Source organism: Streptomyces sp. NPDC014882 (genome assembly GCF_043081325.1).
GTDB lineage: Bacteria > Actinomycetota > Actinomycetes > Streptomycetales > Streptomycetaceae > Streptomyces.
In genome coordinates this window covers 175,209-201,013 of sequence record NZ_JBIBWL010000013.1, presented here as the reverse complement: position 1 = coordinate 201,013, position 25,805 = coordinate 175,209, and the positions used below count along the sequence as shown (strand labels likewise).

Below are 25,805 nucleotides of genomic sequence, written 5' to 3'. Positions count from 1 at the left end.
CCCCGGGGCCCGCCGGTCAAGCGCCCGGGGCGCCCCCGAGGGCGAGCGCCACGGACAGCTCCGGCGTCCGGTCCGCGGCCTGGGCGAACACCTCCTCGGCGATCGCCCACTCGCGCGCGTTCTCGCGCGCGTACGGCGGCCGGCCCCGTACGAGGACCAGCAGCCCCCGGCCGGCGCACCCGGCGGGCCGGACGCCGGGGTCGGCGAGGGAGTCGGCGAGCGCGTCCCCGTTGCGCCCGAACCGCTCCGGAGGTCCAGGGCACGGGCGGCGCGGTCCATCAGACCCGCCTTGTCCGTGATCCCGTCGAGGTCCGGCGTGACCACGTGCTGCGTCGTCTCGGTACCGTCCTGAACGGGTCGGGTGACCGGCGGTGCGGAGTAGTGATCGTCGGTGCCGCGAGGGGGGAGACGGGCGGGCGGGGAAGCACACGAGGGGACGCGCCGCGCCGGCGTGCGTCGACGCCGTCGCGGTGCGTCCCCTCGTGACCTGTCGTCGGGAACCGTCAGGCCCCGTCGGGGTCCGCCCGGTTCAGGGCGGGCCTGGGCGGCGGGCCCGCCGTCATCAGGTAGTCCGCGGCCGAGGTGTCGGTCACCAGGCTGGTGACGAGCCCCGAGCGCAGCACCGCGTCGATCGCGGCCGCCTTGCGCTGCCCGCCCGCGATCGCGACGACCTCGGGGATGCTGCGGAGCTGGTCCGCCTTGACGGTGATGCACCGCTCGCCGAGGTCCCGGCCGACCCGGCGCCCCTCGGAGTCGAAGAGGTGCGCGGACATCTCGGCGGCGACCCCGAGCGAGGCGTAGTGCGCCCGCTCCTCGTCGCTGAGCATGTCGTGCACCGTCGAGATGCCCGGCTCCCAGGAACCGATGGAGACGCAGGCGACCGTGACCTTGTCGAAGTACTCGAAGGCCCGGGCGATCCCGGTCTGGTGGCGCAGCGCGATCGCGGTGGCCGCGTCCGGCAGCAGCATCGGCGCGTAGATGGGGTGGGCGTCGCCGCCGGACACCTGGGCGGCGCGGCGGACGGCCTCGACCGAACCGCGCTCGGCGGTCCCGGCGTCGTACACGCCCGTCAGCTGCACCACCGTGCAGGGCGGCAGCCGGTCCAGCGCCGCCGCCATGTGGATGGTGGACCGGCCCCAGGCCAGGCCCAGGACGTCCCCCTCGTCGACCAGTTCGCCGAGCAGGTCGGCGGCCACCTCCCCGAGGTTCTCGGGGTCGGGCGACTCCTCGGCGTCGGCCGGGGACTCGACCACCACGGCGTGCCTGAGGCCGTACCTGGCGCGGAGCGCGTCGGAGCGCTCGGCGTCCAGTTCGGCCGGGACGCGGATCTCGATCCGTACGAGATCCCGTTCGAGAGCGGTCTCCAGGACCCGGGCCACCTTGAAGCGGCTGACGCCGAACTCCTCGGCGATCTGGATCTTGGATTTGCCCTCGAGGTAGAAGCGGCGGGCCATGGCCGCCGCCTGCACCAGCTCAGCGGGTCCCATCCGCATGGCTGACCGGCCCGCCGACATACCCGACACGGCGATCTCCTCACTGCTGTTCACACTCTGGATTCGCCGTTCATCCTTGCAGATGCGGCGCACTCGATCGGCCCTGATCGCGGCCGTTCACCTTCCCTTGGTCCCGCCGTCGCCCACCGGTCCGTCAGTGGGAGCACGCCCAGGACGCCCCGGCGGTCGCCCCCTCCGCCTGCGCGCGCAGTGCCCGTACCGCCTCGACCGGGTCCGACGCCCCGTAGACCGCGGAGCCGGCGACGAAGACGTCGGCGCCCGCCTCGGCGCACCGCTCGATGGTGGTGGCCGAGACCCCGCCGTCCACCTGGAGCCAGAGCTCGAGGCCGTGCTTGCTGATCAACTCGCGGGTGCGGCGAATCTTGGGCAGCATGATGTCGAGGAACGCCTGGCCCCCGAAGCCCGGCTCGACCGTCATGATCAGCAACATGTCGAGTTCGGGGAGCAGATCCTCGTACGGTTCGACGGGCGTCGCCGGCTTCAGCGCCATGGACGCGCGCGCACCCTTGGCGCGGATCTCGCGGGCGAGCCGGACCGGCGCGGCGGCCGCCTCGACGTGGAAGGTGACGGAACCGGCCCCCGCCTCGACGTACTGGGGCGCCCAGCGATCGGGGGCCTGGATCATCAGATGGCAGTCCAGCGGCGTGTCCGTCGCACGGGCCAGGGACTCCACGACCGGCACACCGAGCGTGAGGTTCGGGACGAAATGGTTGTCCATGACGTCGACGTGAAGCCAGTCGGCTCCCTCGACCGCCTTCGCCTCGTCCGCGAGGCGGGCGAAGTCGGCGGACAGGATGCTGGGGTTGATCTGCGCGGCCATGACCCAAGACTGCCATGTCCGGGCACGTTCGTTCGCCCCGGTCCGTATCCGGGACGTCCGCCGGGTGTTCCGCGGGGGCCGGACGTGCCGTTTTGGACTCCCCCCCGTTACCGGATCCGGGAACGGGGGCAGGTGTGAGGCGGCTCGACGTCTGGAAGAGGGGCGCCGTCCGGCTCGTCTGCGGACGGCGGTCCAAGTGGCTGGTCCTGGTCCTCTGGCTGGTCGTCCTGGTGATCGCGGCGCCCTTCGGCGCGAAGCTGAACGACGCGCAGGACAACGACGCCCAGTCCTGGCTGCCGGGCTCCGCCGAGTCCACCCGGGTCCTCAGCCTCTCCGAGGAGTTCCGGCCGGAGCAGATCCCCGCGGTCGTCGTCTACGCGCGCGCCGGCGGGCTGACCGGTCAGGACCTGCAGCGGATCGCCGAGGACGTCCGCGAGGTGAGCGTGCTGCGCGCGCACGGCATCCGCGGCGCGGAGGTCAAGGGTCCCGTCTTCGACCGGCCGACCGCGCCGCGGGCCGCCCAGATCTACGTGCCCGTCACCATGAACGCGCAGGGCTGGCAGCGCATCGCCCCCGCGGTCGACTCCATCCGCGACGACGTGGGCCGGGGCGGGGACGGGCTCACCGTGCACATCACGGGCCCCGGCGGCACGTCGGCCGACTTCTCCAAGGCCTTCGAGGGCATCGACACGACACTGCTGTTCTCCGCGATGGCCGTCGTGGTCGTGATGCTCCTGGTCACCTTCCGCAGCCCGGTCCTGCTGTTCGTGCCGCTGCTCGGGGTGGTGGCCGCGCTGTTCACGGCCCAGGCGCTGATCTACGTCCTCGCCACGCACGCCGGCCTGACGGTCAACGGCCAGAGCGCGGGCATCCTGACGGTGCTCGTCTTCGGCGCGGGCACCGACTACGCGCTGCTGCTGGTCGCCCGTTACCGGGAGGAACTGCGTCGCCACCACGACCGGCACGAGGCGATGGAGCTGGCCCTCAACCGGGCCGGTCCGGCGGTCGTCGCCTCCGGCGCCACGGTCGTGCTGAGCATGCTGGTGCTGCTGGTCGCCGAGATGAACTCGACCCGGGGCCTGGGCCCGGTCGCCGCCATCGGGGTCGCGGTCGCCCTGCTGGCGATGCTCACGCTCTTCCCGGCCCTGCTGCTCGTCTTCGGCCGCTGGATCTTCTGGCCGGCCGTTCCGCACGAGGGGTCCGCCGATCCCACCACGGGCGGCGTGTGGGCCCGTACCGGCCGCCGTATCGCCCGCCGCCCCCGCCTGGTGTGGGGCGTCACGGCCGCGGTGCTGGCGGCCCTGTCGCTCGGCCTGCTGCAGCTGCGCGCGGCGGGCATCGCCAACGCGGACGCCCTCACCGGCGAACCGGACTCGATCGCCGGGCAGAAGGTGTCGGCGCGCTACTTCCCGGCCGGCGCCGGCGATCCGCTGGTGATCGTGGCGAACACGGACCGGGCGGAGCGGGTGGGCCGCGCGGTCGCCGCGGACCCGGGGGTCGTCCCGGCGAGCGTCGGCGTACCGCCCGGGACCGCGCCCGAGCACGACGGGAAGGTGCTGCTGGAGGCGACGATGCGCGCCCCCGCCGACAGTTCCGGGGCGAAGGCGACCGTGGAGCGCGTGCGCGACGCGGTGCACGCCGTGCCCGGCGCCGACGCGCGGGTGGGCGGCGGCACCGCGGCCCTGCTGGACATGGACGAGGCCCAGACCCGCGACAACTACCTGGTCATCCCCCTCGTCCTGGTCGTGGTGCTGCTCGTGCTCGGTGTGCTGCTGCGCGCCCTGGTGGCGCCGCTGCTGCTGGTCGGGACGGTGGTGCTGTCCCTGGCCACCGCGCTCGGGCTGAGCGCCCTCGCCTTCCGGCACGTCTTCGACTACGCGGGCGAGGACGTGGCCTTCCCGCTGTTCGTGTTCGTGTTCCTGGTGGCGCTGGGCATCGACTACAACATCTTCCTGACGACACGCATCCGCGAGGAGGCGGTCCGGCAGGGCACCCGGCCCGGCGTGGTCACGGGTCTGGCCACGACCGGGGCGGTGATCACCTCGGCCGGCCTGGTCCTGGCCGGCACCTTCGCCGTGCTCGGCACGCTTCCCGTCCTGGGCTTCGCCGAGATCGGCTTCGCGGTCGCGCTGGGCGTCCTGCTGGACACCTTCGTCGTCCGGTCCGTCCTGGTCACCGCGCTCTTCCTGGACGTGGGCGAGAAGGTGTGGTGGCCGCACCCGCTGGCCCGCCGGGACGACGCGGCGGCGCGGGCGCCCCGGCCGGGAGCGCCGGTCAGCCGGTCCTCCGAATGAGCGCCAGGTACATCGCGTCGGTCCCGTGCACGTGCGGCCACAGCTGGACGTCGGGCCCGTCGCCGAGGTCGGGCACGCCCGGGAGCAGGGGCCGCGCGTCGAGGAGTTCGGCCTCCGGGAACTGCTTGAGCAGGTCGGCGACGACGGCCCGGGTCTCCGCGAGGTGCGGGGAGCAGGTGGCATACCCGACGACGCCCCCGACCCGTACGGATTCCAGCGCGGTCCGCAGCAGGCCGCGCTGGAGGGGGGCGAAGCCGTCCAGGTCCTCGGGCCGGCGCCGCCAGCGCGCCTCGGGCCGGCGCCGCAGGGCGCCGAGTCCGGTGCAGGGGACGTCCATCAGCACCCGGTCGAAGGAACCGGGCCGCCACGGCGGCCGCGTCCCGTCGGCGGCGAGGACCTGGTACGGCCCGGGGTTCCCGGCGAGCGCCTTGGCCACGAGCCCGGCCCGGTGCGGCTGCTTCTCCGAGGCGAGCAGCACGGCGCCGCGCTCGGCGGCGAGCGCCGCCAGCAGCGCGGCCTTGCCGCCGGGCCCGGCGCAGCCGTCGAGCCAGCGCGTGTCGGACCCCTCCAGCGGCGCGTGGGCGAGCGCGAGCGCCACCAGCTGGCTCCCCTCGTCCTGCACGCCCGCGCGCCCGGACCGCACGGCCTCGATCGCGCCGGGTTCGCCGCCCTCGGTGAGCCGCACGGCGTAGGGCGACCAGCGTCCGGGGACGGCGGCCTCCTCGCGCAGCAGCTCGTCCGTCGTGGCCCGTCCGGGCCGGGCGACCAGGGTCACCTCGGGCCGCTCGTTGTCGGCCGCCAGGAGTTCCTCGATGCCGGCCCGGCCGCCGCCGAGGGAGTCCCACAGCGCGGAGACGACCCAGCGCGGGTGGGAGTGGACGACGGCCAGGTGGTCCTCGGGGTCGTCGTCGTAGGGCGGCGCGACCTTCTCGATCCAGGTGTCGAGGTCGTGCCGGGCGACCTTGCGCAGGACCGCGTTGACGAACTTGGCCCGCCCGTCGCCGAGCACCACCCGCGCCAGCTCGACGGAGGCGGACACGGCGGCGTGCGTCGGGATCCGGGTCCCGAGCAGCTGGTGCACACCGAGGCCGAGCACGTCGAGCACGGGCGGGTCGACCTCCCGCAGCGGCCGGTCGACGCACGCGGCGACGATCGCGTCGTACGTCCCCTGCCGGCGCAGCGTGCCGTACACCAGCTCGGTGGCGAGGGCGGCGTCCCGTCCGTCGAAGTCCCCGCTCGCCCGCGCCTTGCGCAGCAGCGGCGGCAGCACGAGGTTGGCGTAGGCGTCCCGCTCGTCCACGGCCCGCAGCACCTCGAACGCGAGGAAGCGGACGGGGTCCTTCTTGGGCCGACGGTGGGGCTTGCCGGTGGTGCGGGGACGGGGGGGCTGCTCGCTCACGAAAAAGGTGCTCCGGATTGCAGGACGACGGTACGCCCAGCCTACGACGGGCGGGCCGGCCTCCGTCCCGCCCGCTCCTCCGCCCGCTCCCCGCGGCCGCCGCCCCGGCCGCGGCGTCGGCTACTCGCCCGCCCGCTCCCCGGCGGGCTCCCCGACCCGCTCGCCGTCCGTGATGCGCACCCCGCGGGCCCAGTCGGCCGCCCGCATCGGCTTCTTGCCCTGCGCCTGCACCCACAGCAGCTCGACGGCGTGCGATCCGGTGCCGACGTGCACGCTGTTCTTGCCGACGGCCAGGGCGCCCGGCGCGAGGTCGTCACGCTCCGGCGCGGTCCGCACCTGGACGAGCTTGAGCCGCTCCCCGCGGAACGTCGTCCAGGCGCCCGGCGCGGGAGTGCAGCCGCGCACGACCCGGTCGACGCGCAGCGCCGGAGCGGCCCAGTCGACCCGCGCGTCCTCGACGGTGATCTTCGGCGCGAGGGTGATGCCGTCCTGCGGCTGCGGTACGGCCTGGAGCGAACCGTCCTCGATCCCGTCCATGGTGGCGGCGAGCAGTCCGGCGCCGGCGAACGCCAGCCGGGTGAGCAGGTCGCCGCTGGTGTCGGTGGGCCGGACCTCCTCCGTCACCGTGCCGTAGACGGGCCCGGAGTCGAGCCCCTCCTCGATGAGGAAGGTGGAGGCGCCGGTGATCTCGTCCCCCGCCATGACGGCGTGCTGCACGGGCGCGGCCCCGCGCCAGGCGGGCAGCAGCGAGAAGTGCAGGTTGACCCAGCCGCGGGCCGGGATGTCGAGGGCCGCCTTGGGCAGCAGGGCGCCGTAGGCGACGACGGGACAGCAGTCCGGGGCGATCTCCGCGAGCCGCGCCAGGAACTCCGGCTCGCGCGGCCGGGCCGGCTTCAGCACCTCGATCCCGGCCTCCTCGGCCCGCTGTGCCACGGGGGAGGCGACCAGCCTGCGCCCCCGTCCCGCCTGCGCGTCGGGCCGCGTGACGACGGCGGCCACCTCGTGCCGCCCGGAGGCGAGCAGGGCGTCCAGAGCGGGAACGGCGACCTCGGGGGTACCGGCGAAGACGAGCTTCATGAGTGGGCACGGGCCTCTCGGAGGGAACGGACGACGGGCGACGCACCAGTTTATTGCGCCACCGGGAGAAGCCGCCGACGGCACGGAACGCCCGCGGCGGGCCGGCGCCCCTCGCCGGGGGCGTACGCATATGCCCATACGCCCCCACACCGTGACCAGCGGAGCGCATCCGCGTTGGTCAAGACAGAGTTGACCACACCGGACCGCGCCTCACCGCGGACCGCCCCTTATCTCTTCAACGCCGGTTCGAGAGGCTTGTTCATGGCCGACCACGCAACCCACGACGCCCAGGCCCGCGCCAGCCTGCAATTGCTGGTACGGGACATCGAGCGGGTCCGCCGGCAGGTGGACGCGCTGCGCACCCTGACGGCCCAGCTGGGCAACGTCTACCGTCCGCGCCGCTCCGGCCCGTCCACGGGCTTCGTCGTCTACGGGCGGGCCCCCGCCCCGACGGTCCGCCTCGCCCAGGAACTGCGGGACAGTGTCGAGACCCTGGTCACCGCCGCGGTGGACTTCGACCGTTCGCTCGGCTTCTCGTGGGACGCGGTGGGCTCCGCGCTCGGCGTGACCAAGCAGGCGGTCCACCGCCGCTACGGCGCCCGCCGTGCCGCCGCCCAGACGGCCGCGGAGGCCGACCGGACGACGGCCGAGACGGCGGCTCCCCGCACGGTCACCGTGGGCACCGGCATCTCCGCGGTCCCCACGGTGCCCGCGGCCCGCTCGATGCCGACCCAGCCGACGGCGGGCAGCTCGTCCCTGCGCGAGGACGTCAGGCCCACGGTCTTCCACGGCCCGCGGAACGGCTGACCCCTCCCCCGCCCCCTCGGCACCCCGAGGGGGCGGACGCATGTCGGGACCGGCACGGCGGAAGCCGGCCATCAACCGCAGATCGCGGATCGCCCACCGCCGCGGCCCACTCCCCGCCCCGGCCGCTCGTCACCCGATGTCCAGCGGATCCATCCGCACCCACACCGCCCCCGAGGCCCCCTCACCCCGCGAAGTCGCACCGCCCCGCGAGGCCGCACCGCCCCGCGCCATCCGCGCGGCCTGCGCCGCCTTGAGCGCGGCGGCCAGGGCGGCCCCCCTCCCCGGCGGCACCCGGACCAGTGCCCGCTCCCACTGCTCGCCGGGCGGCGGCGCCCCCGGCCGTCGGGGCCGCCCCGCGGGAGTGACCGGCAGCGGGACGGGTCCCAGCACCTCGGCCTCCGGGGGCAGCTCCACGGAGCCGAGGAAAGCGGCCACCGCCTCCCCCGTCCCGGTGACGGCCGCCATCCGCGACACCGGGGGGAAGCCCAGCTCGGCCCGTTCCGACAGTTCGCGCACGGCGTGTCCGACGGGGTCCCACCGCACCAGCGCCTGCACCGGACGCAGGGTCGGCTCGGCGACCACGACCACGGTCCCCCCGTCGCCCTGGGGCCGTACCAGGGAGGCGGCCGCGATCCAGCGGCGCAGCGCGTCCTCCCCGGCCCGCAGGTCGGGCCGCCCGACCATGGCCCAGCCGTCCAGCAGCAGGGCCGCCGCGTACCCGCCCTCGGCGACGGGCTCGGCACCCGGTGTGCTCACGACGAGCGCGGGCGTGCCGGGCACGGTGTCCAGCACCTGCTCCCGCCCGGAGGTGCGCACGGGTACGGCCGGGAACGCCCGGCCCAGTTCCTCGGCGGTCCGCCGCGCCCCCACGACCTGCGCGCGCAGCCGGAAGCCACCGCACTCCGGGCAGTGCCAGGCCCCTTCCTCGCGCCCGCACCAGCCGCACCACAGCGCCCCGCCGTCCCGCGCCTCCAGGGGCCCGGAACAGTGCCGGCACCGGGCGGGGGCCCGGCAGGCGGCGCACGCCATGCGCGGCACGTAGCCGCGCCGCGGCACCTGCACGAGCACGGGCCCGTGCCGCAGGCCCTCACGGACGGCCTGCCAGGCGAGGCTGGGCAGCCGGGCGGCCCGGGCGGCCTCGTCCCGGGCGAGATCCTGGTCCCCCACGGTCCGCACCAGCGGCGCGGCCCGGCGCACCTGCTCCCGGCCCGCGGCCAGGGGCCGCGCCCACCCGCTCCCGACGAGCTGCGCCCCCTCGACGGTGGAGCTCCACCCCCCCATCAGGAAGCCGCACCCGTCCTGCGCCGCGCGCAGCAGCAGCACATCGCGCGCGTGCGGCTGCGGGGCGTGCTGCTCGCTGTGGCTGTCGTCGCCGTCGTCCCACACGGCGACCAGTCCCAGGTCGCGCACCGGCGCGAACATGGCGGCCCGCGTCCCGACGACCGCCCGCACGCTCGCACGCCGCACCGCGAGCCACTCCCGGTACCGCTTCTCCGGCCCGGCGTCGGCGGTGAGCAGGGCGTGCCGCCCCTCCCCCAGCAGGGCCGTCAGGGCGCCGTCCACGCGCGCGGCGGCCCGCCCGTCCGGTACGACGACGAGGGCGCCGCGCCCCGAGGCCAGCGTCGCGGCGACGGCCCGCGCCAGCTCCTCGCTCCACTCGGGACCGGGCAGCGCGTTCCACACCGCCCTCGGGGATCCTCCCCTGGCCAGCGCGTCGAGGAACGCGGCCCCGTGCTCGTACCGCCCCCACGAGCCCGGCGGCGGCGCCTGCGGCGGGGCGAGGGGCGCGGGCGAGGGCCGCTGCTCGGCCCGGGCGCTGCGCGGCGGCACGGCCAGCTGGAGCACGTCCGCCAGACTCCCCGCATACCGGTCGGCGACGGAGCGCGCCAGCCCCAGCAGCTCCGGACTCAGCACGGGCTCGGGCGACACGACCTGGGCGAGAGCGGCCAGCGGCCCGGCGTAGTCCGACTCGGCGAGCCGCTCGACGAGGAACCCGTCGATCAGCCCGCCCCCCTCCCGGCGCCCCTCGCGCACCCGCCCGCGACCGGCCCCGAACCGCACCCGCACCCGCACGCCCGGCTGGGCGTCCGCGTCCAGCTCGGCCGGCACCGCGTAGTCGAAGTACCGGTCGAGGTGCAGGACGCCCTTGTCGACGAGGACCCGCGCGACCGGCAGCCTCTCGGCGAGCGCCGCCCCCCGCCAGGTCCGCGGCTTCGCCCGCGGCGCCTTGGCCTGCCGCACGCTCTCGCGGAGAAGCGCGAGCTGTTCCGGCGGCGCCCCGTCCCCGCCGCCACCGCCCTCCCGCTGCCCGTCGTCGCTGCTCACGCCTGCATTCATACCAAACGCCGCTGACAACGGCCGCCCCCCGAGCGCCCGCGCCCCCGCCCCCACGCGCCCGCGCCCCGGGCCCGCCGGCCGCGGGGCGGCGCCGCACAACGCCGAGGCCCGGCCTCCCTGGGGAAGCCGGGCCCGGTGCGTCGCGGTGGCGGTGGCCTCAGAGGCCCGCCGCCTCCTTCAGCGCGTCCACGCGGTCCGTGCGCTCCCACGTGAAGTCGGGCAGCTCGCGGCCGAAGTGGCCGTACGCGGCGGTCTGGGCGTAGATCGGGCGCAGCAGGTCGAGGTCGCGGATGATCGCGGCCGGGCGGAGGTCGAAGACCTCGTCGATGGCCTTCTCGATCTTCTCGGGGTCGATCTTGTGCGTGCCGAAGGTCTCGACGAAGAGACCGACCGGCTCGGCCTTGCCGATGGCGTACGCGACCTGGACCTCGCAGCGCGCGGCCAGGCCGGCGGCGACGACGTTCTTGGCGACCCAGCGCATCGCGTAGGCGGCGGAGCGGTCGACCTTGGACGGGTCCTTGCCGGAGAAGGCACCGCCGCCGTGACGGGCGAAGCCGCCGTAGGTGTCGATGATGATCTTGCGGCCGGTCAGGCCGGCGTCGCCCATGGGGCCGCCGATCTCGAAGCGGCCGGTGGGGTTGACCAGCAGGCGGTAGTTCTCGGTGTCGATCTTGATGCCCTCGTCCAGCAGGGCCTTCAGCTCCGGCTCCACGACGAACTCGCGGATGTCGGGGGCGAGCAGCGACTCCAGGTCGATGTCGGAGGCGTGCTGCGAGGAGACGACGACGGTGTCCAGACGGACCGCCTTGTCGCCGTCGTACTCGATGGTGACCTGGGTCTTGCCGTCGGGGCGCAGGTAGGGGATGGTGCCGTTCTTGCGGACGTCCGAGAGGCGCTTCGACAGGCGGTGGGCCAGGAAGATCGGGAGCGGCATCAGCGTCGGCGTCTCGTCGGAGGCGTAGCCGAACATCAGGCCCTGGTCGCCCGCGCCCTGCCGGTCCAGCTCGTCGTCGTCGCCCTCGACCCGCGTCTCGTACGCCGTGTCGACACCCTGGGCGATGTCGGGGGACTGCGCGCCGATGGACACCGAGACGCCGCAGGAGGCGCCGTCGAAGCCCTTCTTCGAGGAGTCGTAGCCGATCTCCAGGATCTTGTCCCGGACCAGCTGCGGGATCGGCGCGTACGCCTTGGTGGTGACCTCACCGGCCACGTGCACCAGGCCGGTCGTGATCAGGGTCTCTACGGCGACCCGGGACGCCGGGTCCTCGCGCAGGAGCGCGTCGAGAATGGTGTCGCTGATCTGGTCAGCGATCTTGTCGGGGTGACCCTCGGTCACGGACTCCGAGGTGAACAGGCGACGGGACACAACGCTCCCTGGGGTTGCAGCGGCTGCTGGCTGATCATGGGCGGACGCGACGGGAGCTGCGCCCGGCGTCGTCCGACAACAGTTTATCGGTCGCGCTTCACCACCGGCCCACCTGTCTCGCCTCTCGGGAGCCCTGTGACCTGCGGCACAGGCATTCTGCCGAATGCCGACCGCTGTTGGCCAGAGGTGCCACGCCGAACGGGCGAGGGCCGGGGGACCGTGCGCATCAAACAATCACCCCAGCCGCCGCGTCACCAGGTCCCACACGATTTCGGCCAGCGCTTCCTTGGGGCCGTGCGGGACGGGGGTCTCGCTGCCGTCGGCGCCCAGGACGACCGCCTCGTTCTCCTCCGAGCCGAAGGTCCTGCGCTCCCCCACCTCGTTGACGACCAGCAGATCGCACCCCTTGCGGCGCAGTTTCGTCCGGCCGTTGGCCAGCACGTCGTCGGTCTCGGCGGCGAAGCCGACGACCACCTGGCCGGGACGGGCGCGCTCGGCGGAGATCTCCGCGAGGATGTCCGGATTCCGCAGCAGGACGATGGGGTCCGGTTCTTGCCCGTCCTTCTTCTTGATCTTGCCGGACGCGTAGGCGGCGGGCCGGAAATCGGCGACCGCGGCCGCCATGACCACCGCGTCGGCGTCGGCCGCCGCCTTCAGCACCGCCTCGCGCAGCTGTACGGCGGTGCCGACCCGGACGACGTCGACGCCGGCGGGGTCGGGCAGCTCGGTGTTGGCCGCGACGAGCGTGACGCGGGCGCCGCGGGCGGCGGCCGTACGGGCGAGGGCGTAACCCTGTTTGCCGGAGGAGCGGTTGCCGAGGAAGCGGACGGGGTCGAGGGGTTCGCGGGTGCCGCCCGCGCTGACGACGACGTGCCGCCCGGCCAGGTCGGGCTCCCGCGACCCGCGGGCCAGGACGCGTCGGCAGACCTCGAAGATCTCGGCGGGGTCGGGCAGCCGGCCCTTGCCGGTGTCGGCGCCGGTGAGCCGGCCGACGGCCGGTTCGACGACGACGGCACCGCGGCGGCGCAGCGTCGCCACGTTCTCCTGGGTGGCCGGGTGCTCCCACATCTCGGTGTGCATCGCCGGGGCGAGGACGACCGGGCACCGGGCGGTGAGCAGGGTGTTGGTGAGCAGGTCGTCGGCCAGTCCGTGGGCGGCCTTGGCGAGCATGTCGGCCGTGGCGGGGGCGACGACCACGAGGTCGGCGTGCTGGCCGATGCGGACGTGCGGGACCTCGTGGACGTCGTCCCAGACCTCGGTGGAGACCGGGTGGCCGGAGAGGGCGGACCAGGTGGCCGCGCCGACGAAGTGCAGGGCGGAGGCGGTGGGGACGACGCGCACGTCGTGCCCCGACTCGGTGAGCCTGCGCAGCAGCTCGCAGGCCTTGTAGGCGGCGATGCCACCGCTGACCCCGAGCACGACCTTGGGTTTGTCCACCGTCTCTCCCCGGACCTCGGAAACCGTGCGCCGCGACTCCCGGCGCGTGAGTCCATCACACACCACAGGCCCGGCGGTCGCGCCGCCGGGCCTGTGGAAAAACCTACTGCGAGCTGAAAATACTACTGAACCGGACCCTCGATGGCCTCGGACGTCAGCAGGCCCGCGTTGATCTCGCGGAGCGCGATCGAGAGCGGCTTCTCGTGGACGTGGGTGTCGACGAGCGGACCGACGTACTCGAGGAGGCCCTCGCCGAGCTGCGAGTAGTACGCGTTGATCTGGCGGGCCCGCTTGGCCGCGTAGATCACGAGGCTGTACTTCGAGTCGGTGGCCTCGAGGAGCTCGTCGATCGGCGGGTTGATGATGCCCTCGGGAGCGGAGATGGAAGAGGACACGCTCTACCTTCCGATAGGTGGGAAAAAAGGAGGCATGATCACACAGTCGTGATCACACAACACCCATCAAGGCTAGCAGCTCACGCGCCACGTCCTCGACGGAGGTGTTGACCAGGGTCTCGTCGAACTCCGGCTCGGCCGCGAGTTCGACCTTGGCCGCGTCCAGGCGGCGGGCGACGACCTCGGGCGACTCGGTGCCGCGGCCGGTGAGCCTGCGCACCAGCTCCTCCCAGGAGGGCGGAGCCAGGAACACCAGCTGGGCCTCGGCCATGGAGCCGCGGACCTGGCGCGCGCCCTGGAGGTCGATCTCGAGGAGGACGGGCTCGCCCGCCTCCAGCCGCTCCAGCACGGCCGCCCGCGGCGTGCCGTAGCGGTTGCCGGCGAACTCGGCCCACTCCAGCAGCTCGCCGTTGGCGATCAGCTTGTCCATCTCGTCGTCGGTGACGAAGAAGTAGTGGACACCGTGCTTCTCGCCGGGCCGGGGCCTGCGGGTCGTCGCCGAGACCGAGAGCCAGACCTCGGGGTGTTCTTTGCGCATATGAGCGACGACCGTGCTCTTGCCGACCCCGGAGGGGCCGGAGAGCACGGTCAGCCGCGGACGTGCGTCCGGGGGTGCGGGGGTCGTCCCCCGGGGTGTTACAGCCATGCGGCGATTATTCCAGTTGTCTCGCCGTGCCCGGGACGCTGCGCCCGGAGCACGTCGGACTCACTTGGCCGTGTCGCCGAACTCACGCTCCAGGGAGGCGATCTGGTTGGAGCCGAGACCGCGCACCCGGCGGCTCTCGGAGATGCCGAGCCGCTCCATGATCTGCTTGGCGCGGACCTTACCCACGCCCGGCAGGGACTCCAGGAGCGCGGAGACCTTCATCTTGCCGACGACGTCGTTCTCCTGGCCCTGCTTGATGACCTCGTGAAGGGAGGCGCCGGAGTGCTTGAGTCGATTCTTGACCTCGGCCCGCTCCCGGCGAGCCGCGGCGGCCTTTTCGAGCGCGGCTGCGCGCTGTTCGGGGGTAAGGGGCGGAAGAGCCACGCCTACGTCACCTCGGATGTCGAACTGTCGGATACGGACCGGTGAGGAACCTGGTCGTTCCTCACCTGGAGAGCCGCGGGCAACACGCTCGCCCGTCGACCCTCCGCTCGGAGACTAGCGGCCAACGCCGCCTGAGTCAGCGAGAACAGCGGAAAAGTCCTGGTCAGCCTCTACGGGGAGGGACATTTAAGACAAATTGCCCTGGATTTGAGGATGTATTCGGGCTCACGCGGGCCCGCGGCCGTCCGGCGGGGGTCCCGGCCGGACGGCCGCGGGCGGTCAGGCGGCCTCGACCGCGGCCCTGACCTGTTGCGCGAACCGCTCCGCCGCGTCACGCAGCGCGACCACGTCGGGGCCGTGGCGCAGCACGGCGCGGCTGACGTTCGGCACGACGTTGCGCACCGCGGCCCCGAAGACGTGCGGCAGGTCCGCCGGAGTGGCCCCCTGGGCGCCGATGCCGGGCGCGAGGATCGGGCCGTTGATGTCGAGGTCGTACGTCGACAGGTCACCGAGCGTCGCGCCGACGACCGCCCCGAAGGAGCCCAGCGGCTCCTCCCCGGCGTTCTCGGCCGCCAGGTGCGCCAGCATGGTCGCGCCGACGGTACGGCCGTCCGCGCGCACCGCGTGCTGGACCTCGCCGCCCTCCGGGTTGGAGGTGAGCGCCAGCACGAAGAGTCCGGCGCCGCTCTCGCGCGCGAGGGCCACGGCCGGCGAGAGCGACCCGTAGCCGAGGTACGGCGACACGGTCAGGGCGTCCGAGAAGAGCGGGGCGTCCTTGCGCAGGAAGGACTCCGCGTAGGCCGCCATGGTCGAACCGATGTCGCCGCGCTTGGCGTCCATCACGACCAGGGCGCCGGCCGCCCGCGCCTCCTCGACCGACCGCTCCAGGACGGCGACCCCGCGCGAGCCGAACCGTTCGAAGAAGGCGCTCTGCGGCTTCAGGACGGCGACGCGGTCGGCCGTGGCCTCGACGACCGTCCGGCTGAACCGCTCCAGGCCCGCGACGGTGTCGTCCAGGCCCCACTCGGCGAGCAGCGAGGCGTGCGGGTCGATGCCGACGCACAGCGGGCCGCGCTCGTCCATGGCGCGGCGCAGGCGGGCGCCGAAGGGTTCCAGGGTCATGCCGTCTTCCTCACGTCGGCGCCGACGGCGTCGGCGAGGGTGGCGTACGGGCTGGTGCGCAGGCGTGCGGCGAGTCCCTTGTGGATCGCGCGGGCCCAGAAGGGCCCCTCGTAGACGAAGGCGCTGTAGCCCTGGACGAGGGTGGCGCCCGCCAGGATGCGCTCCCAGGCGTCCTCTGCGGTCTCCACGCCGCCGACGCCCACGAGGGTGACGCGGTCCCCCACGCGCGCGTAGAGGCGCCGCAGCACCTCCAGGGAGCGCGCCTTGAGCGGCGCCCCCGACAGACCACCGGTCTCCTGCACCACGGCGGGCGGGGAGGTCAGGCCGAGGCCCTCGCGCGCGATGGTGGTGTTCGTGGCGATGATCCCGTCCAGGCCCAGTTCCACGGCGAGGTCGGCGACGGCGTCCACGTCCTCGTCGGCGAGGTCGGGGGCGATCTTCACCAGCAGCGGCACCCGGCGGTGGGCGACCGTGCGGTCGGCGGCCTCCCGCACGGCGCCCAGCAGCGGCCGCAGCGCCTCGGTGGCCTGGAGGTCGCGCAGCCCCGGGGTGTTCGGGGAGGAGACGTTGACGACCAGGTAGTCGGCGTACGGGGCGAGCCGCTCGGCCGACTTCACGTAGTCGGCGACCGCCTCCTCCTCGGGGACGACCTTGGTCTTGCCGATGTTGACGCCGACGACGGTCCTGAAGACCGGCTCGCGGGAGGCCAGGCGCGCGGCGACGGCCAGCGAGCCGTCGTTGTTGAAGCCCATGCGGTTGATCAGCGCCCGGTCGGCGACCAGGCGGAACAGCCGCTTCCTGGGGTTGCCGGGCTGCGCCTCCCCGGTGACCGTACCGATCTCGACGTGGTCGAAGCCCAGCATCGCCATGCCGTCGATCGCGATCGCGTTCTTGTCGAAGCCGGCCGCGAGTCCGAAGGGGCCGTGCATGCGCAGCCCGAAGGCCTCCGTGCGCAGCTCCTTGTGGCGGGGCGCGAGCGCCGCGGCCACGAAGGTGCGCAGCACGGGGACGCGCACGGCGAGGCGGATCCAGCGGAAGGCCAGGTAGTGGGCCTGCTCGGGGTCCATCCGGGTGAAGACGAGCTTGAAGAAGATCTTGTACATGGTTCCCTCATGAAGAGGGGGACACCGTTTCCGGTGTCCCCCTCAGGGCTGCTAGTCGCGGGCCGCGGTCAGTTGTTCGGCGTGTTCCTGGAGCGAGCGGACGCCCACGTCCCCGTGGTTGAGGGCGTCGATGCCCTGGACGGCGGCGGCGAGCGCCTGAACCGTCGTCAGGCAGGGCACCGAGCGCGCCACCGCCGCCGTACGGATGTCGTAGCCGTCGAGACGGCCGCCGGTGCCGTACGGGGTGTTGACGATGAGGTCGACCTGGCCGTCGTGGATGAGCTGGACGATGGTCTTCTCGCCGTTCGGGCCCACGCCCTCGGACTGCTTGCGCACGACCGTGGCGTTGAGGCCGTTGCGCCTGAGGACCTCGGCGGTGCCGGAGGTGGCGAGCAGCTCGAAGCCGTGGGCGACCAGCTCACGCGCCGGGAAGATCATCGACCGCTTGTCGCGGTTGGCGACCGAGATGAACGCGCGGCCCTTGGTGGGCAGCGGGCCGTAGGCGCCCGCCTGCGACTTGGCGTACGCCGTGCCGAAGACGGAGTCGATGCCCATGACCTCGCCGGTGGAGCGCATCTCCGGGCCCAGGATGGTGTCGACGCCGCGGCCGGAGGTGTCGCGGAAGCGGGTCCACGGCATCACCGCCTCCTTGACGGAGATCGGCGCGTCCAGCGGCAGCTCGCCGCCGTCGCCGGTCGCCGGGAGCAGCCCCTCGGCGCGCAGTTCGGCGATGGTCGCGCCCAGGGAGATCCGGGCGGCGGCCTTGGCCAGCGGCACCGCGGTCGCCTTCGAGGTGAAGGGGACGGTGCGGGACGCGCGCGGGTTGGCCTCCAGGACGTAGAGGATGTCCCCGGCCATCGCGAACTGGATGTTGATCAGGCCGCGGACGCCCACCCCGCGCGCGATGGCCTCCGTGGAGGCCCGCAGGCGCTTGATGTCGAAGCCGCCGAGGGTGATCGGGGGCAGGGCGCACGCCGAGTCGCCGGAGTGGATGCCGGCCTCCTCGATGTGCTCCATGACGCCGCCGAGGTACAGCTCCTCGCCGTCGTAGAGCGCGTCGACGTCGATCTCGATGGCGTCGTCGAGGAAGCGGTCGACGAGGACCGGCCGGGTGGGGCTGATCTCGGTCGACTCCGCGATGTAGGAGGACAGCCGGGTCTCGTCGTAGACGATCTCCATGCCGCGGCCGCCGAGGACGTACGAGGGGCGGACGAGGACCGGGTAGCCGATCTCGTCGGCGATGGCCTTGGCGCCGGCGAAGGTGGTGGCGGTGCCGTGCTTCGGGGCCGGCAGGCCGGCCTCGGCGAGGACGCGTCCGAAGGCGCCCCGGTCCTCGGCCGCGTGGATCGCCTCGGGAGGGGTGCCGACGATCGGCACGCCGTTGTCCTTGAGCGCCTGCGCCAGACCCAGCGGGGTCTGGCCGCCGAGCTGGACGACGACCCCGGCGATCGGGCCGGCCTGCGCCTCCGCGTGGACGACCTCCAGCACGTCCTCGAGCGTCAGCGGCTCGAAGTACAGGCGGTCGGAGGTGTCGTAGTCGGTGGAGACGGTCTCCGGGTTGCAGTTGACCATGACGGTCTCGTACCCGGCGTCGGACAGCGCGAAGGAGGCGTGCACGCAGGAGTAGTCGAACTCGATGCCCTGGCCGATGCGGTTCGGGCCGGAGCCCAGGATGATGACGGCCGGCTTCTCGCGGGTCGCGACCTCGCTCTCCTCGTCGTAGGAGGAGTAGAAGTACGGCGTCTTCGCCGCGAACTCGGCGGCGCAGGTGTCGACCGTCTTGTAGACGGGGCGGACGCCCAGCGCGTGCCGGACCTCGCGGACGACGTCCTCGCGCAGGCCGCGGATCTCGGCGATCTGCTGGTCGGAGAAGCCGTGCCGCTTGGCCTCGGCGAGCAGGTCGCCGTCGAGGCGTTCGGCGGCGGCCAGCTCGTCCGCGACCTCCTTGATCAGGAACAGCTGGTCGACGAACCAGGGGTCGATCTTCGTGAAGGCGAAGACCTCCTCCGGGGTGGCGCCCGCGCGGATGGCCTGCATGACGGTGTTGATCCGGCCGTCGGTGGGACGGACGGCCTCCGTCAAAAGCTGCTGCTTGTCGCCGGGGTCGCCGACGAACGTGAACTGGCTGCCCTTCTTCTCCAGCGAGCGCAGCGCCTTCTGGAAGGCCTCGGTGAAGTTGCGGCCGATGGCCATGGCCTCGCCGACGGACTTCATGGTGGTCGTCAGCGTCGAGTCCGCGCTCGGGAACTTCTCGAAGGCGAAGCGGGGGGCCTTGACGACCACGTAGTCGAGCGTGGGCTCGAAGGAGGCCGGGGTCTCCCGGGTGATGTCGTTCGGGATCTCGTCGAGGGTGTAGCCGACGGCGAGCTTGGCCGCGATCTTGGCGATCGGGAAGCCGGTCGCCTTGGAGGCCAGCGCCGAGGAGCGGGACACGCGCGGGTTCATCTCGATGACGATGACCCGGCCGTCCTCGGGGTTCACCGCGAACTGGATGTTGCAGCCGCCGGTGTCCACGCCGACCTCGCGGATCACGGCGATGCCGACGTCGCGCAGGATCTGGTACTCGCGGTCGGTCAGCGTCATGGCGGGCGCGACGGTGATCGAGTCGCCGGTGTGCACGCCCATGGGGTCGAAGTTCTCGATGGAGCAGACGACCACGACGTTGTCGTGCTTGTCGCGCATCAGCTCCAGCTCGTACTCCTTCCAGCCGAGGATGGACTCCTCCAGGAGCACCTCGGTGGTCGGCGAGAGCGTGAGGCCCTGGCCGGCGATGCGGCGCAGCTCCTCCTCGTCGTGGGCGAAGCCGGAGCCGGCGCCGCCCATGGTGAAGGAGGGGCGGACGACGACGGGGTAGCCGCCCAGTTCGTCGACGCCGGCGAGGACCTCGTCCATCGTGTGGCAGATGACGGAGCGGGCGGACTCGCCGTGGCCGATCTTGCGGCGGACCTCCTCCACGACGTCCTTGAACTGGTCGCGGTCCTCGCCCTTGTGGATGGCCGCCACGTTGGCGCCGATCAGCTCGACGCCGTACTCGTCCAGGACGCCGTTCTCGGAGAGCGCGATGGCGGTGTTGAGGGCCGTCTGGCCGCCCAGGGTGGGCAGCAGGGCGTCGGGCCGCTCCTTGGCGATGATCTTCTCGACGAACTCCGGGGTGATCGGCTCGACGTAGGTGGCGTCGGCGATCTCCGGGTCGGTCATGATCGTCGCCGGGTTGGAGTTGACGAGGATCACGCGCAGGCCCTCGGCGCGCAGGACGCGGCACGCCTGGGTGCCGGAGTAGTCGAACTCGGCTGCCTGTCCGATGACGATCGGGCCGGAGCCGATGACCAGGACGGACTGGATATCGGTGCGCTTAGGCACGCTGGCCCTCCATCAGGACGGTGTTCATCAACGACGTGAAGCGGTCGAACAGGTAGGCGGCGTCGTGCGGTCCGGCTGCCGCTTCGGGGTGGTACTGGACGGAGAAGGCCGGCTGGTCGAGCAGCCGGAGCCCCTCCACGACGTTGTCGTTCAGGCAGACGTGCGAGACCTCGACGCGCCCGAACCTGGTCTCGCTGACCTTGTCGAGCGGCGCGTCCACGGCGAATCCGTGGTTGTGCGCGGTGACCTCGACCTTGCCGGTCGTACGGTCCTGGACCGGCTGGTTGATGCCGCGGTGGCCGTACTTCAGCTTGTAGGTGCCGAAGCCGAGGGCGCGGCCGAGGATCTGGTTGCCGAAGCAGATGCCGAACAGGGGCGTGCGGCGCCGGAGCACCTCGGTCATCAGTTCCACGGGGCCGTCGGCGGTGGCCGGGTCGCCCGGGCCGTTGGAGAAGAACACGCCGTCGGGGTCGACGGCGTACACCTCGTCGGCCGTGGCCGTCGCGGGCAGCACGTGCACCTCGATGCCGCGCTCGGCCATGCGGTGCGGGGTCATGCCCTTGATGCCGAGGTCGATCGCGGCGACGGTGAACCGCTTCTCGCCGACCGCGGGGACGACGTACGCCTCCTTGGTGGCGACCTCCTCGTAGAGGCTCGCGCCCTTCATGTGCGGCTGGGCCTGCACGCGTGCGAGGAGCTCGTCGTCCGGGCCGATCGCGTCGCCGGAGAAGACGCCGGCGCGCATGGAGCCGCGCTCGCGCAGGTGGCGGGTGAGGGCGCGGGTGTCGATGCCGGAGATGCCGACGACGCCCTGCGCGACCAGCTCGTCGTCCAGGGAGCGCCGGGAGCGCCAGTTGGACGGCACGCGCGCGGGGTCGCGGACGACGTAGCCGGAGACCCAGATGCGGCCCGACTCGTCGTCCTCGTCGTTCCATCCGGTGTTGCCGATCTGCGGCGCGGTCGCCACGACGATCTGGCGGTCGTAGGACGGGTCGGTCAGGGTCTCCTGGTAGCCGGTCATGCCGGTGGAGAACACCGCTTCGCCGAAGGTCTCCCCCACGGCACCGTAGGCACGGCCGCGGAAGGTGCGGCCGTCCTCCAGGACGAGTACGGCGGGAGCCGCCTTGTGCCTCTGCGAGGCGATCCCCTGGCTGGAGGTCGTCATCGTGCGCCTTCCGTTTCCCTCTTGTCGATCATGGAGTTGATGGCCTCGACCCACGCGGTGTGCTCGGCCGCGTGGTCCGAGCGGAAACCGGAGTCGATCAGTGTGCCGCCGTGTTCCCAGGTCACCAGGAGCAGTCCGCCCTCGGTGAGGACCTTGCCGGCGATGCCCTTGCCGAGCACCGCCTCGCGCAGCGCGCCGGCCGGGATGAAGAAGTCGTCCGCTCCGGGGCGTACGACGTCCAGTCCCGCGTCCGTCAGGGTGAGCTCGGCCCGGCTGCGGGTGCCCAGTCCGTGCGCCACGATGCGGTCGAGCCACTGTCCGGCGGTGGTGGAGCCGTGGTAGCGGCCGCTCATCGACAGCACGGCCGGTTTCGCCTCGTCGGGCGCGGTGGGCAGCTCCGGCAGGTCGCCCTGGAGCGTGCCGCGCCACTTCCAGCCCTCGCGCATCAGCCAGTAGACGAGCGCGACGAAGAGGCCGAGGCCGACCACCCAGCCGATCCGGGCGGCCCAGTCGGTCACTTGGGCCGATTCCTTCTCGGCCGCGAGCAGTAGTGCTGCAGATGTCACGTGAGCTTCCCGTCGACGAGCGTGGCCTTGCCCCGGAGCCAGGTGTGCGTCACACGGCCCGGCAGCTCACGCCCCTCGTACGGGGTGTTCCGGCTGCGCGAGGCGAAGCCCGCGGGGTCCACCTGACCACGGTATGCCGTGTCGACGAGCGTGAGGTTGGCGGGCTCACCAGCCGAGACGGGACGGCCGTGTCCCCGGGCCCGCCCGATGCGGGCCGGCGTGAAGGACATGCGGTCCGCGACGCCGGCCCAGTCCAGCAGGCCCGTCTCCACCATCGTCTCCTGGACCACCGACAGCGCGGTCTCCAGGCCGACCATGCCCATGGCGGCCGCGGCCCACTCGCAGTCCTTGTCCTCGTGCGGGTGCGGGGCGTGGTCGGTGGCGACGATGTCGATGGTGCCGTCGGCGAGCGCCTCGCGCAGGGCGTGCACGTCACGCTCGGTGCGCAGCGGCGGGTTCACCTTGTAGACCGGGTTGTAGGAGCGCACCAGCTCGTCGGTGAGGAGGAGGTGGTGCGGGGTGACCTCGGCGGTGACGTCGATGCCGCGGGACTTGGCCCAGCGGACGATCTCGACGGAGCCGGCGGTGGACAGGTGGCAGATGTGGACGCGGGAGCCGACGTGCTCGGCGAGCAGCACGTCCCGCGCGATGACCGACTCCTCGGCGACGGCCGGCCAGCCCCCGAGCCCCAGCTCGGCGGAGACGACGCCCTCGTTCATCTGGGCGCCCTCGGTCAGCCGCGGCTCCTGCGCGTGCTGGGCGACGACGCCGCCGAAGGCCTTCACGTACTCCAGCGCGCGGCGCATGATCACGGCGTCGTCGACGCACTTGCCGTCGTCGGAGAAGACGGTGACGCCGGCGGCGGACTCGTGCATCGCGCCCAGCTCGGCGAGCTTCCTGCCCTCCAGGCCGACGGTGACGGCGCCGATGGGCTGCACGTCGCAGTAGCCGTGCTCCCGGCCCAGTCGCCAGACCTGCTCGACGACGCCGGCGGTGTCCGCGACGGGGAAGGTGTTGGCCATGGCGAAGACGGCCGTGAAACCGCCGCTCGCGGCGGCGCGGGTGCCGGTCAGGACGGTCTCGGAGTCCTCGCGGCCCGGCTCGCGCAGGTGGGTGTGCAGGTCGACGAGGCCCGGCAGCAGCACCTTGCCGTCGGCCTCGACGACCTCGGCGCCCTCGGCGGACAGCCCGCTGCCGACGGCCTCGACGGCCTCGCCGTCGATCAGGACGTCCTGCGGCTCGCCGCCGAGGACCCGCGCACCACGGATAAGGATCTTGCTCATGGTTCTTACTTCTCCTCGGTGGTACGGGTGTGGCTGACGGCGGGTTCGTTCCCGCCCAGGAGCAGGTAGAGCACGGCCATCCGGATGGACACCCCGTTGGCGACCTGTTCGACGACGGTGCAGCGGTCGGAGTCGGCGACCTCGGCGGTGATCTCCATGCCGCGGACCATCGGGCCGGGGTGCATCACGATGGCGTGCCCGGGCATCCGCGCCATCCGGTCGCCGTCGAGGCCGTAGCGCCGCGAGTACTCGCGCTCGGTCGGGAAGAACGCGGCGTTCATCCGCTCGCGCTGGACGCGCAGCATCATCACGGCGTCGGACTTGGGCAGCGTGCTGTCGAGGTCGTACGACACCTCGCAGGGCCAGGTCTCGACGCCGACCGGCACCAGGGTGGGCGGGGCGACGAGGGTGACCTCGGCGCCGAGGGTGTGCAGCAGGTCGACGTTGGAGCGGGCGACCCGGCTGTGCAGGACGTCCCCGACGATGGTGATGCGCCTGCCGGACAGGTCCCGGCCGAGTCCGGCGTCGCGGCCGACGAGCCTGCGGCGCATGGTGAAGGCGTCCAGCAGCGCCTGGGTGGGGTGCTGGTGGGTCCCGTCGCCGGCGTTGACGACGACGGCGTCGATCCATCCGGAGGTCGCGAGGCGGTACGGGGCTCCGGAGGCGCCGTGCCGGATGACGACGGCGTCGACGCCCATGGCCTCCAGGGTCTGGGCGGTGTCCTTGAGCGACTCGCCCTTGGAGACGCTGGAGCCCTTGGCGGAGAAGTTGATGACGTCCGCGGACAGGCGCTTCTCGGCGGCCTCGAAGGAGATCCGGGTCCGGGTGGAGTCCTCGAAGAAGAGGTTGACGATCGTGCGGCCGCGCAGGGTCGGCAGCTTCTTGATGGGCCGGTCCGCCACCCGGGCCATCTCCTCGGCGGTGTCGAGGACATGGACGGCGTCGTCGCGGGTGAGGTCGGCGGCCGAGATGAGATGACGCTGCATCTGTCAGGCTCCGTAAGGCATGGGGAGTTTTCGGGCATGCGGGCGCGTGGAGGCACGCACTCGGGGGCGTACGCCGGAGTGCTAGTGCTGTGCGCCCGGGGCGGTCCGCTTGACGCCGAGCAGCACGGTGTCGCGACCGTCCTCCTCGGCCAGCTGGACCTTGACCGTCTCCCGCAGCGACGTGGGGAGGTTCTTGCCGACGTAGTCGGCGCGGATGGGCAGTTCGCGGTGACCGCGGTCGACGAGGACCGCGAGCTGCACCGCGCGGGGGCGCCCGATGTCGTTCAGGGCGTCGAGGGCGGCGCGGATGGTACGGCCGGAGAAGAGCACGTCGTCGACGAGGACGACCAGCTTGCCGTCGATCCCGTCGCCGGGGATCTCCGTGCGGGCGAGCGCCCGCGGCGGGTGCATGCGCAGGTCGTCGCGGTACATGGTGATGTCGAGGGAGCCGACCGGGATCGCGCGGTCGGTGATCTGCTCGAGCTTGGCGGCGAGCCGGCGGCCGAGGAAGACGCCCCGGGTCGGGATGCCGAGGAGGACCACGTCGTCGGCGCCCTTGGCGCGCTCGACGATCTCGTGGGCGATGCGTGTCAGCACCCGTGCGATGTCGGGGCCTTCGAGGACGGGCCGCGCCTCGGAGCGCGGTTCCTGCCGCGCGTCCTGGCCGGCGTGCGGGACCTGCGGGTCTCGCCCGTCCTGGTGGTCGTGCCCGTCCTGGTGGTCGTGACGGTCGTACGTGTCCATGGGAAACGGACCTCCTTCTCCGCCTCACGGGACGGACCTTAAAGGACGTCGGATTTGCGCCATCCACGGTAGCAGGCCGCAGGGGCGCCTCCGTTCACCCCATCGGCCCAGTGGTCAGCGGATACCACGGAAGAGTCGGTGTGGACCATTCGGCTTGACGCAGAAGAATCACGCTGCGTAACCTCACAGTGAGTTACCAGCCGCGCGGCATGGAACCTCACCCAGTCGCGTCGACCCAGTGCCGGGGAGCTATATGTCCAGCGAATACGCCAAACAGCTCGGGGCCAAGCTCCGGGCCATCCGCACCCAGCAGGGCCTTTCCCTCCACGGTGTCGAGGAGAAGTCCCAGGGACGGTGGAAGGCGGTCGTGGTCGGTTCGTACGAGCGCGGCGACCGCGCCGTGACCGTGCAGCGCCTTGCGGAGCTGGCCGATTTCTACGGTGTCCCCGTACAGGAGCTGCTCCCGGGCACCACGCCGGGCGGTGCCGCCGAGCCGCCGCCGAAGCTGGTCCTGGACCTGGAGCGACTGGCCCACGTGCCGGTCGAGAAGGCCGGTCCCCTCCAGCGGTACGCGGCCACGATCCAGTCGCAGCGCGGCGACTACAACGGCAAGGTGCTGTCGATCCGCCAGGACGACCTGCGCACGCTCGCCGTCATCTACGACCAGTCGCCCTCGGTGCTGACCGAGCAGCTGATCAGCTGGGGCGTGCTGGACGCGGACGCGCGTCGCGCCGTTTCCCACGAGGAGGGCTGAGCCGCCGCGGCGACCAGCAGAAACGTGCCGCCGGGGCGGCCGGACCGAAAGGTTCCGGCCGCCCCGGCGCCGTTGTCCGGCCCGTGGAGCCGGTGGCCGGTGGAGCCCGGTCCCAGGATGCCCTCAGGAGCCTCAGGAGGCCCCTGCAGCCCCGGCAGCCACACGCCGGGGGAACACCCACGGGCCGGAGCATGCCGGAGGGCCCGCGGACAGCACGTCCGCGGGCCCTCCGGCGTCGCCGGTACC

General features: G+C 73.0%; 22 protein-coding genes. 3 read left to right on the top strand and 19 right to left on the bottom strand.

The window, feature by feature from the left end:
* Nucleotides 1–16: 16 nt before the first annotated feature.
* From ACF09K_RS26830 to rpe, 3 genes are all read right to left on the bottom strand, one after another.
* Nucleotides 17–430 (bottom strand): barstar family protein, encoded by a 414-nt coding sequence (locus tag ACF09K_RS26830; protein WP_392247451.1) that lies wholly within the window; start codon nucleotides 428–430, stop codon nucleotides 17–19.
* A 73-nt stretch (nucleotides 431–503) separates the two neighbouring features.
* Nucleotides 504–1,547, bottom strand: coding sequence for a sugar-binding transcriptional regulator (locus tag ACF09K_RS26825; RefSeq protein WP_392247450.1), 1,044 nt, complete (start codon nucleotides 1,545–1,547; stop codon nucleotides 504–506).
* A gap of 100 nt (nucleotides 1,548–1,647) precedes the next feature.
* Complete coding sequence (gene rpe, locus ACF09K_RS26820; RefSeq protein ID WP_392247448.1) at nucleotides 1,648–2,334, bottom strand: ribulose-phosphate 3-epimerase; 687 nt, start codon at nucleotides 2,332–2,334, stop codon at nucleotides 1,648–1,650.
* 14 nt (nucleotides 2,335–2,348) lie between these two features.
* Between rpe and ACF09K_RS26815 the strand changes: the two genes are divergently transcribed.
* Nucleotides 2,349–4,628, top strand: coding sequence for an MMPL family transporter (locus ACF09K_RS26815; protein WP_392247446.1), 2,280 nt, complete (start codon nucleotides 2,349–2,351; stop codon nucleotides 4,626–4,628).
* On the opposite strand, the gene ACF09K_RS26810 is transcribed toward ACF09K_RS26815, so the two are convergent.
* Together ACF09K_RS26810 and fmt are read right to left on the bottom strand one after the other, a co-directional pair.
* Nucleotides 4,609–6,027, bottom strand: coding sequence for an RsmB/NOP family class I SAM-dependent RNA methyltransferase (locus ACF09K_RS26810; protein ID WP_392247445.1), 1,419 nt, complete (start codon nucleotides 6,025–6,027; stop codon nucleotides 4,609–4,611). The genes ACF09K_RS26815 and ACF09K_RS26810 overlap by 20 nt on opposite strands.
* 120 nt (nucleotides 6,028–6,147) lie before the next feature.
* The gene (fmt, locus tag ACF09K_RS26805) at nucleotides 6,148–7,104 is read right to left on the bottom strand and encodes a methionyl-tRNA formyltransferase (RefSeq protein ID WP_392247442.1); all 957 of its coding nucleotides are present in this window, start codon (nucleotides 7,102–7,104) and stop codon (nucleotides 6,148–6,150) included.
* 261 nt (nucleotides 7,105–7,365) lie between these two features.
* Here fmt and ACF09K_RS26800 point away from each other — a divergent pair, with 261 nt between their 5' ends.
* Nucleotides 7,366–7,911, top strand: a complete 546-nt coding sequence (locus ACF09K_RS26800; protein WP_392247440.1) for a hypothetical protein — start codon at nucleotides 7,366–7,368, stop codon at nucleotides 7,909–7,911.
* Between the two features lie 129 nt (nucleotides 7,912–8,040).
* Here the strand turns inward: ACF09K_RS26800 and ACF09K_RS26795 are convergent, their stop codons facing one another.
* The 14 genes from ACF09K_RS26795 to pyrR all read right to left on the bottom strand — a co-directional run bounded on the left by ACF09K_RS26795 (nucleotide 8,041) and on the right by pyrR (nucleotide 24,805).
* Nucleotides 8,041–10,248 carry a primosomal protein N' gene (locus ACF09K_RS26795; protein ID WP_392247438.1) on the bottom strand — a complete coding sequence of 736 codons (2,208 nt, stop codon included), beginning with the start codon at nucleotides 10,246–10,248 and terminating at the stop codon, nucleotides 8,041–8,043.
* A 157-nt stretch (nucleotides 10,249–10,405) separates the two neighbouring features.
* A complete protein-coding gene (metK, locus tag ACF09K_RS26790) occupies nucleotides 10,406–11,614 on the bottom strand; it encodes a methionine adenosyltransferase (RefSeq protein WP_392247436.1) in 1,209 nt (402 codons plus the stop codon).
* Nucleotides 11,615–11,848: 234 nt separating this feature from the next.
* The gene (gene coaBC / locus ACF09K_RS26785) at nucleotides 11,849–13,051 is read right to left on the bottom strand and encodes a bifunctional phosphopantothenoylcysteine decarboxylase/phosphopantothenate--cysteine ligase CoaBC (protein WP_392247434.1); all 1,203 of its coding nucleotides are present in this window, start codon (nucleotides 13,049–13,051) and stop codon (nucleotides 11,849–11,851) included.
* Nucleotides 13,052–13,173: 122 nt separating this feature from the next.
* Nucleotides 13,174–13,446: a DNA-directed RNA polymerase subunit omega gene (gene rpoZ, locus ACF09K_RS26780; RefSeq protein ID WP_009187588.1), complete on the bottom strand. Its 273-nt coding sequence runs from the start codon at nucleotides 13,444–13,446 to the stop codon at nucleotides 13,174–13,176.
* Between the two features lie 52 nt (nucleotides 13,447–13,498).
* Entirely contained in the window at nucleotides 13,499–14,092 is a 594-nt protein-coding gene (gmk, locus tag ACF09K_RS26775) for a guanylate kinase (protein ID WP_392247432.1), read from the bottom strand.
* A gap of 60 nt (nucleotides 14,093–14,152) precedes the next feature.
* Nucleotides 14,153–14,476, bottom strand: a complete 324-nt coding sequence (locus ACF09K_RS26770; RefSeq protein ID WP_073493500.1) for an integration host factor — start codon at nucleotides 14,474–14,476, stop codon at nucleotides 14,153–14,155.
* A gap of 279 nt (nucleotides 14,477–14,755) precedes the next feature.
* Nucleotides 14,756–15,598, bottom strand: coding sequence for an orotidine-5'-phosphate decarboxylase (pyrF, locus tag ACF09K_RS26765; protein ID WP_392247431.1), 843 nt, complete (start codon nucleotides 15,596–15,598; stop codon nucleotides 14,756–14,758).
* Complete coding sequence (locus tag ACF09K_RS26760; RefSeq protein WP_392247429.1) at nucleotides 15,595–16,701, bottom strand: quinone-dependent dihydroorotate dehydrogenase; 1,107 nt, start codon at nucleotides 16,699–16,701, stop codon at nucleotides 15,595–15,597. The genes pyrF and ACF09K_RS26760 overlap by 4 nt, the downstream gene beginning before the upstream one ends.
* A 51-nt stretch (nucleotides 16,702–16,752) precedes the next feature.
* A complete protein-coding gene (gene carB / locus ACF09K_RS26755; RefSeq protein WP_392247426.1) occupies nucleotides 16,753–20,061 on the bottom strand; it encodes a carbamoyl-phosphate synthase large subunit in 3,309 nt (1,102 codons plus the stop codon).
* On the bottom strand, nucleotides 20,054–21,226 hold the full coding sequence (gene carA, locus ACF09K_RS26750; RefSeq protein WP_392247424.1) for a glutamine-hydrolyzing carbamoyl-phosphate synthase small subunit: 1,173 nt from the start codon (nucleotides 21,224–21,226) through the stop codon (nucleotides 20,054–20,056). Before carA ends, carB begins: the two co-directional genes overlap by 8 nt.
* Nucleotides 21,223–21,792 carry a hypothetical protein gene (locus ACF09K_RS26745; protein ID WP_392247423.1) on the bottom strand — a complete coding sequence of 190 codons (570 nt, stop codon included), beginning with the start codon at nucleotides 21,790–21,792 and terminating at the stop codon, nucleotides 21,223–21,225. The genes carA and ACF09K_RS26745 overlap by 4 nt, the downstream gene beginning before the upstream one ends.
* Nucleotides 21,789–23,075 carry a dihydroorotase gene (locus ACF09K_RS26740; RefSeq protein WP_392247421.1) on the bottom strand — a complete coding sequence of 429 codons (1,287 nt, stop codon included), beginning with the start codon at nucleotides 23,073–23,075 and terminating at the stop codon, nucleotides 21,789–21,791. Before ACF09K_RS26740 ends, ACF09K_RS26745 begins: the two co-directional genes overlap by 4 nt.
* Nucleotides 23,076–23,080: 5 nt before the next feature.
* The gene (locus ACF09K_RS26735; protein ID WP_392247419.1) at nucleotides 23,081–24,061 is read right to left on the bottom strand and encodes an aspartate carbamoyltransferase catalytic subunit; all 981 of its coding nucleotides are present in this window, start codon (nucleotides 24,059–24,061) and stop codon (nucleotides 23,081–23,083) included.
* Between the two features lie 81 nt (nucleotides 24,062–24,142).
* On the bottom strand, nucleotides 24,143–24,805 hold the full coding sequence (gene pyrR, locus ACF09K_RS26730) for a bifunctional pyr operon transcriptional regulator/uracil phosphoribosyltransferase PyrR (protein WP_392247417.1): 663 nt from the start codon (nucleotides 24,803–24,805) through the stop codon (nucleotides 24,143–24,145).
* A 253-nt stretch (nucleotides 24,806–25,058) separates the two neighbouring features.
* Between pyrR and bldD the strand changes: the two genes are divergently transcribed.
* Nucleotides 25,059–25,559: a transcriptional regulator BldD gene (bldD, locus tag ACF09K_RS26725; protein WP_020128858.1), complete on the top strand. Its 501-nt coding sequence runs from the start codon at nucleotides 25,059–25,061 to the stop codon at nucleotides 25,557–25,559.
* Nucleotides 25,560–25,805 lie beyond the last annotated feature (246 nt).

Excerpts from the sequence above, each read along its gene's own strand:
- ACF09K_RS26760 (WP_392247429.1), bottom strand. The coding sequence starts at position 16,701 with ATGTACAAGATCTTCTTCAAGCTCGTCTTCACCCGGATGGACCCCGAG.
- fmt (WP_392247442.1), bottom strand. The coding sequence starts at position 7,104 with ATGAAGCTCGTCTTCGCCGGTACCCCCGAGGTCGCCGTTCCCGCTCTG.
- rpe (WP_392247448.1), bottom strand. The coding sequence starts at position 2,334 with ATGGCCGCGCAGATCAACCCCAGCATCCTGTCCGCCGACTTCGCCCGC.
- pyrF (WP_392247431.1), bottom strand. The coding sequence starts at position 15,598 with ATGACCCTGGAACCCTTCGGCGCCCGCCTGCGCCGCGCCATGGACGAG.
- ACF09K_RS26735 (WP_392247419.1), bottom strand. The coding sequence starts at position 24,061 with ATGCAGCGTCATCTCATCTCGGCCGCCGACCTCACCCGCGACGACGCC.
- bldD (WP_020128858.1), top strand. The coding sequence starts at position 25,059 with ATGTCCAGCGAATACGCCAAACAGCTCGGGGCCAAGCTCCGGGCCATC.
- gmk (WP_392247432.1), bottom strand. The coding sequence starts at position 14,092 with ATGGCTGTAACACCCCGGGGGACGACCCCCGCACCCCCGGACGCACGT.
- ACF09K_RS26815 (WP_392247446.1), top strand. The coding sequence starts at position 2,349 with ATGTCCGGGCACGTTCGTTCGCCCCGGTCCGTATCCGGGACGTCCGCC.
- ACF09K_RS26740 (WP_392247421.1), bottom strand. The coding sequence starts at position 23,075 with ATGAGCAAGATCCTTATCCGTGGTGCGCGGGTCCTCGGCGGCGAGCCG.
- pyrR (WP_392247417.1), bottom strand. The coding sequence starts at position 24,805 with ATGGACACGTACGACCGTCACGACCACCAGGACGGGCACGACCACCAG.
- carA (WP_392247424.1), bottom strand. The coding sequence starts at position 21,226 with ATGACGACCTCCAGCCAGGGGATCGCCTCGCAGAGGCACAAGGCGGCT.
- ACF09K_RS26795 (WP_392247438.1), bottom strand. The coding sequence starts at position 10,248 with ATGAATGCAGGCGTGAGCAGCGACGACGGGCAGCGGGAGGGCGGTGGC.
- ACF09K_RS26800 (WP_392247440.1), top strand. The coding sequence starts at position 7,366 with ATGGCCGACCACGCAACCCACGACGCCCAGGCCCGCGCCAGCCTGCAA.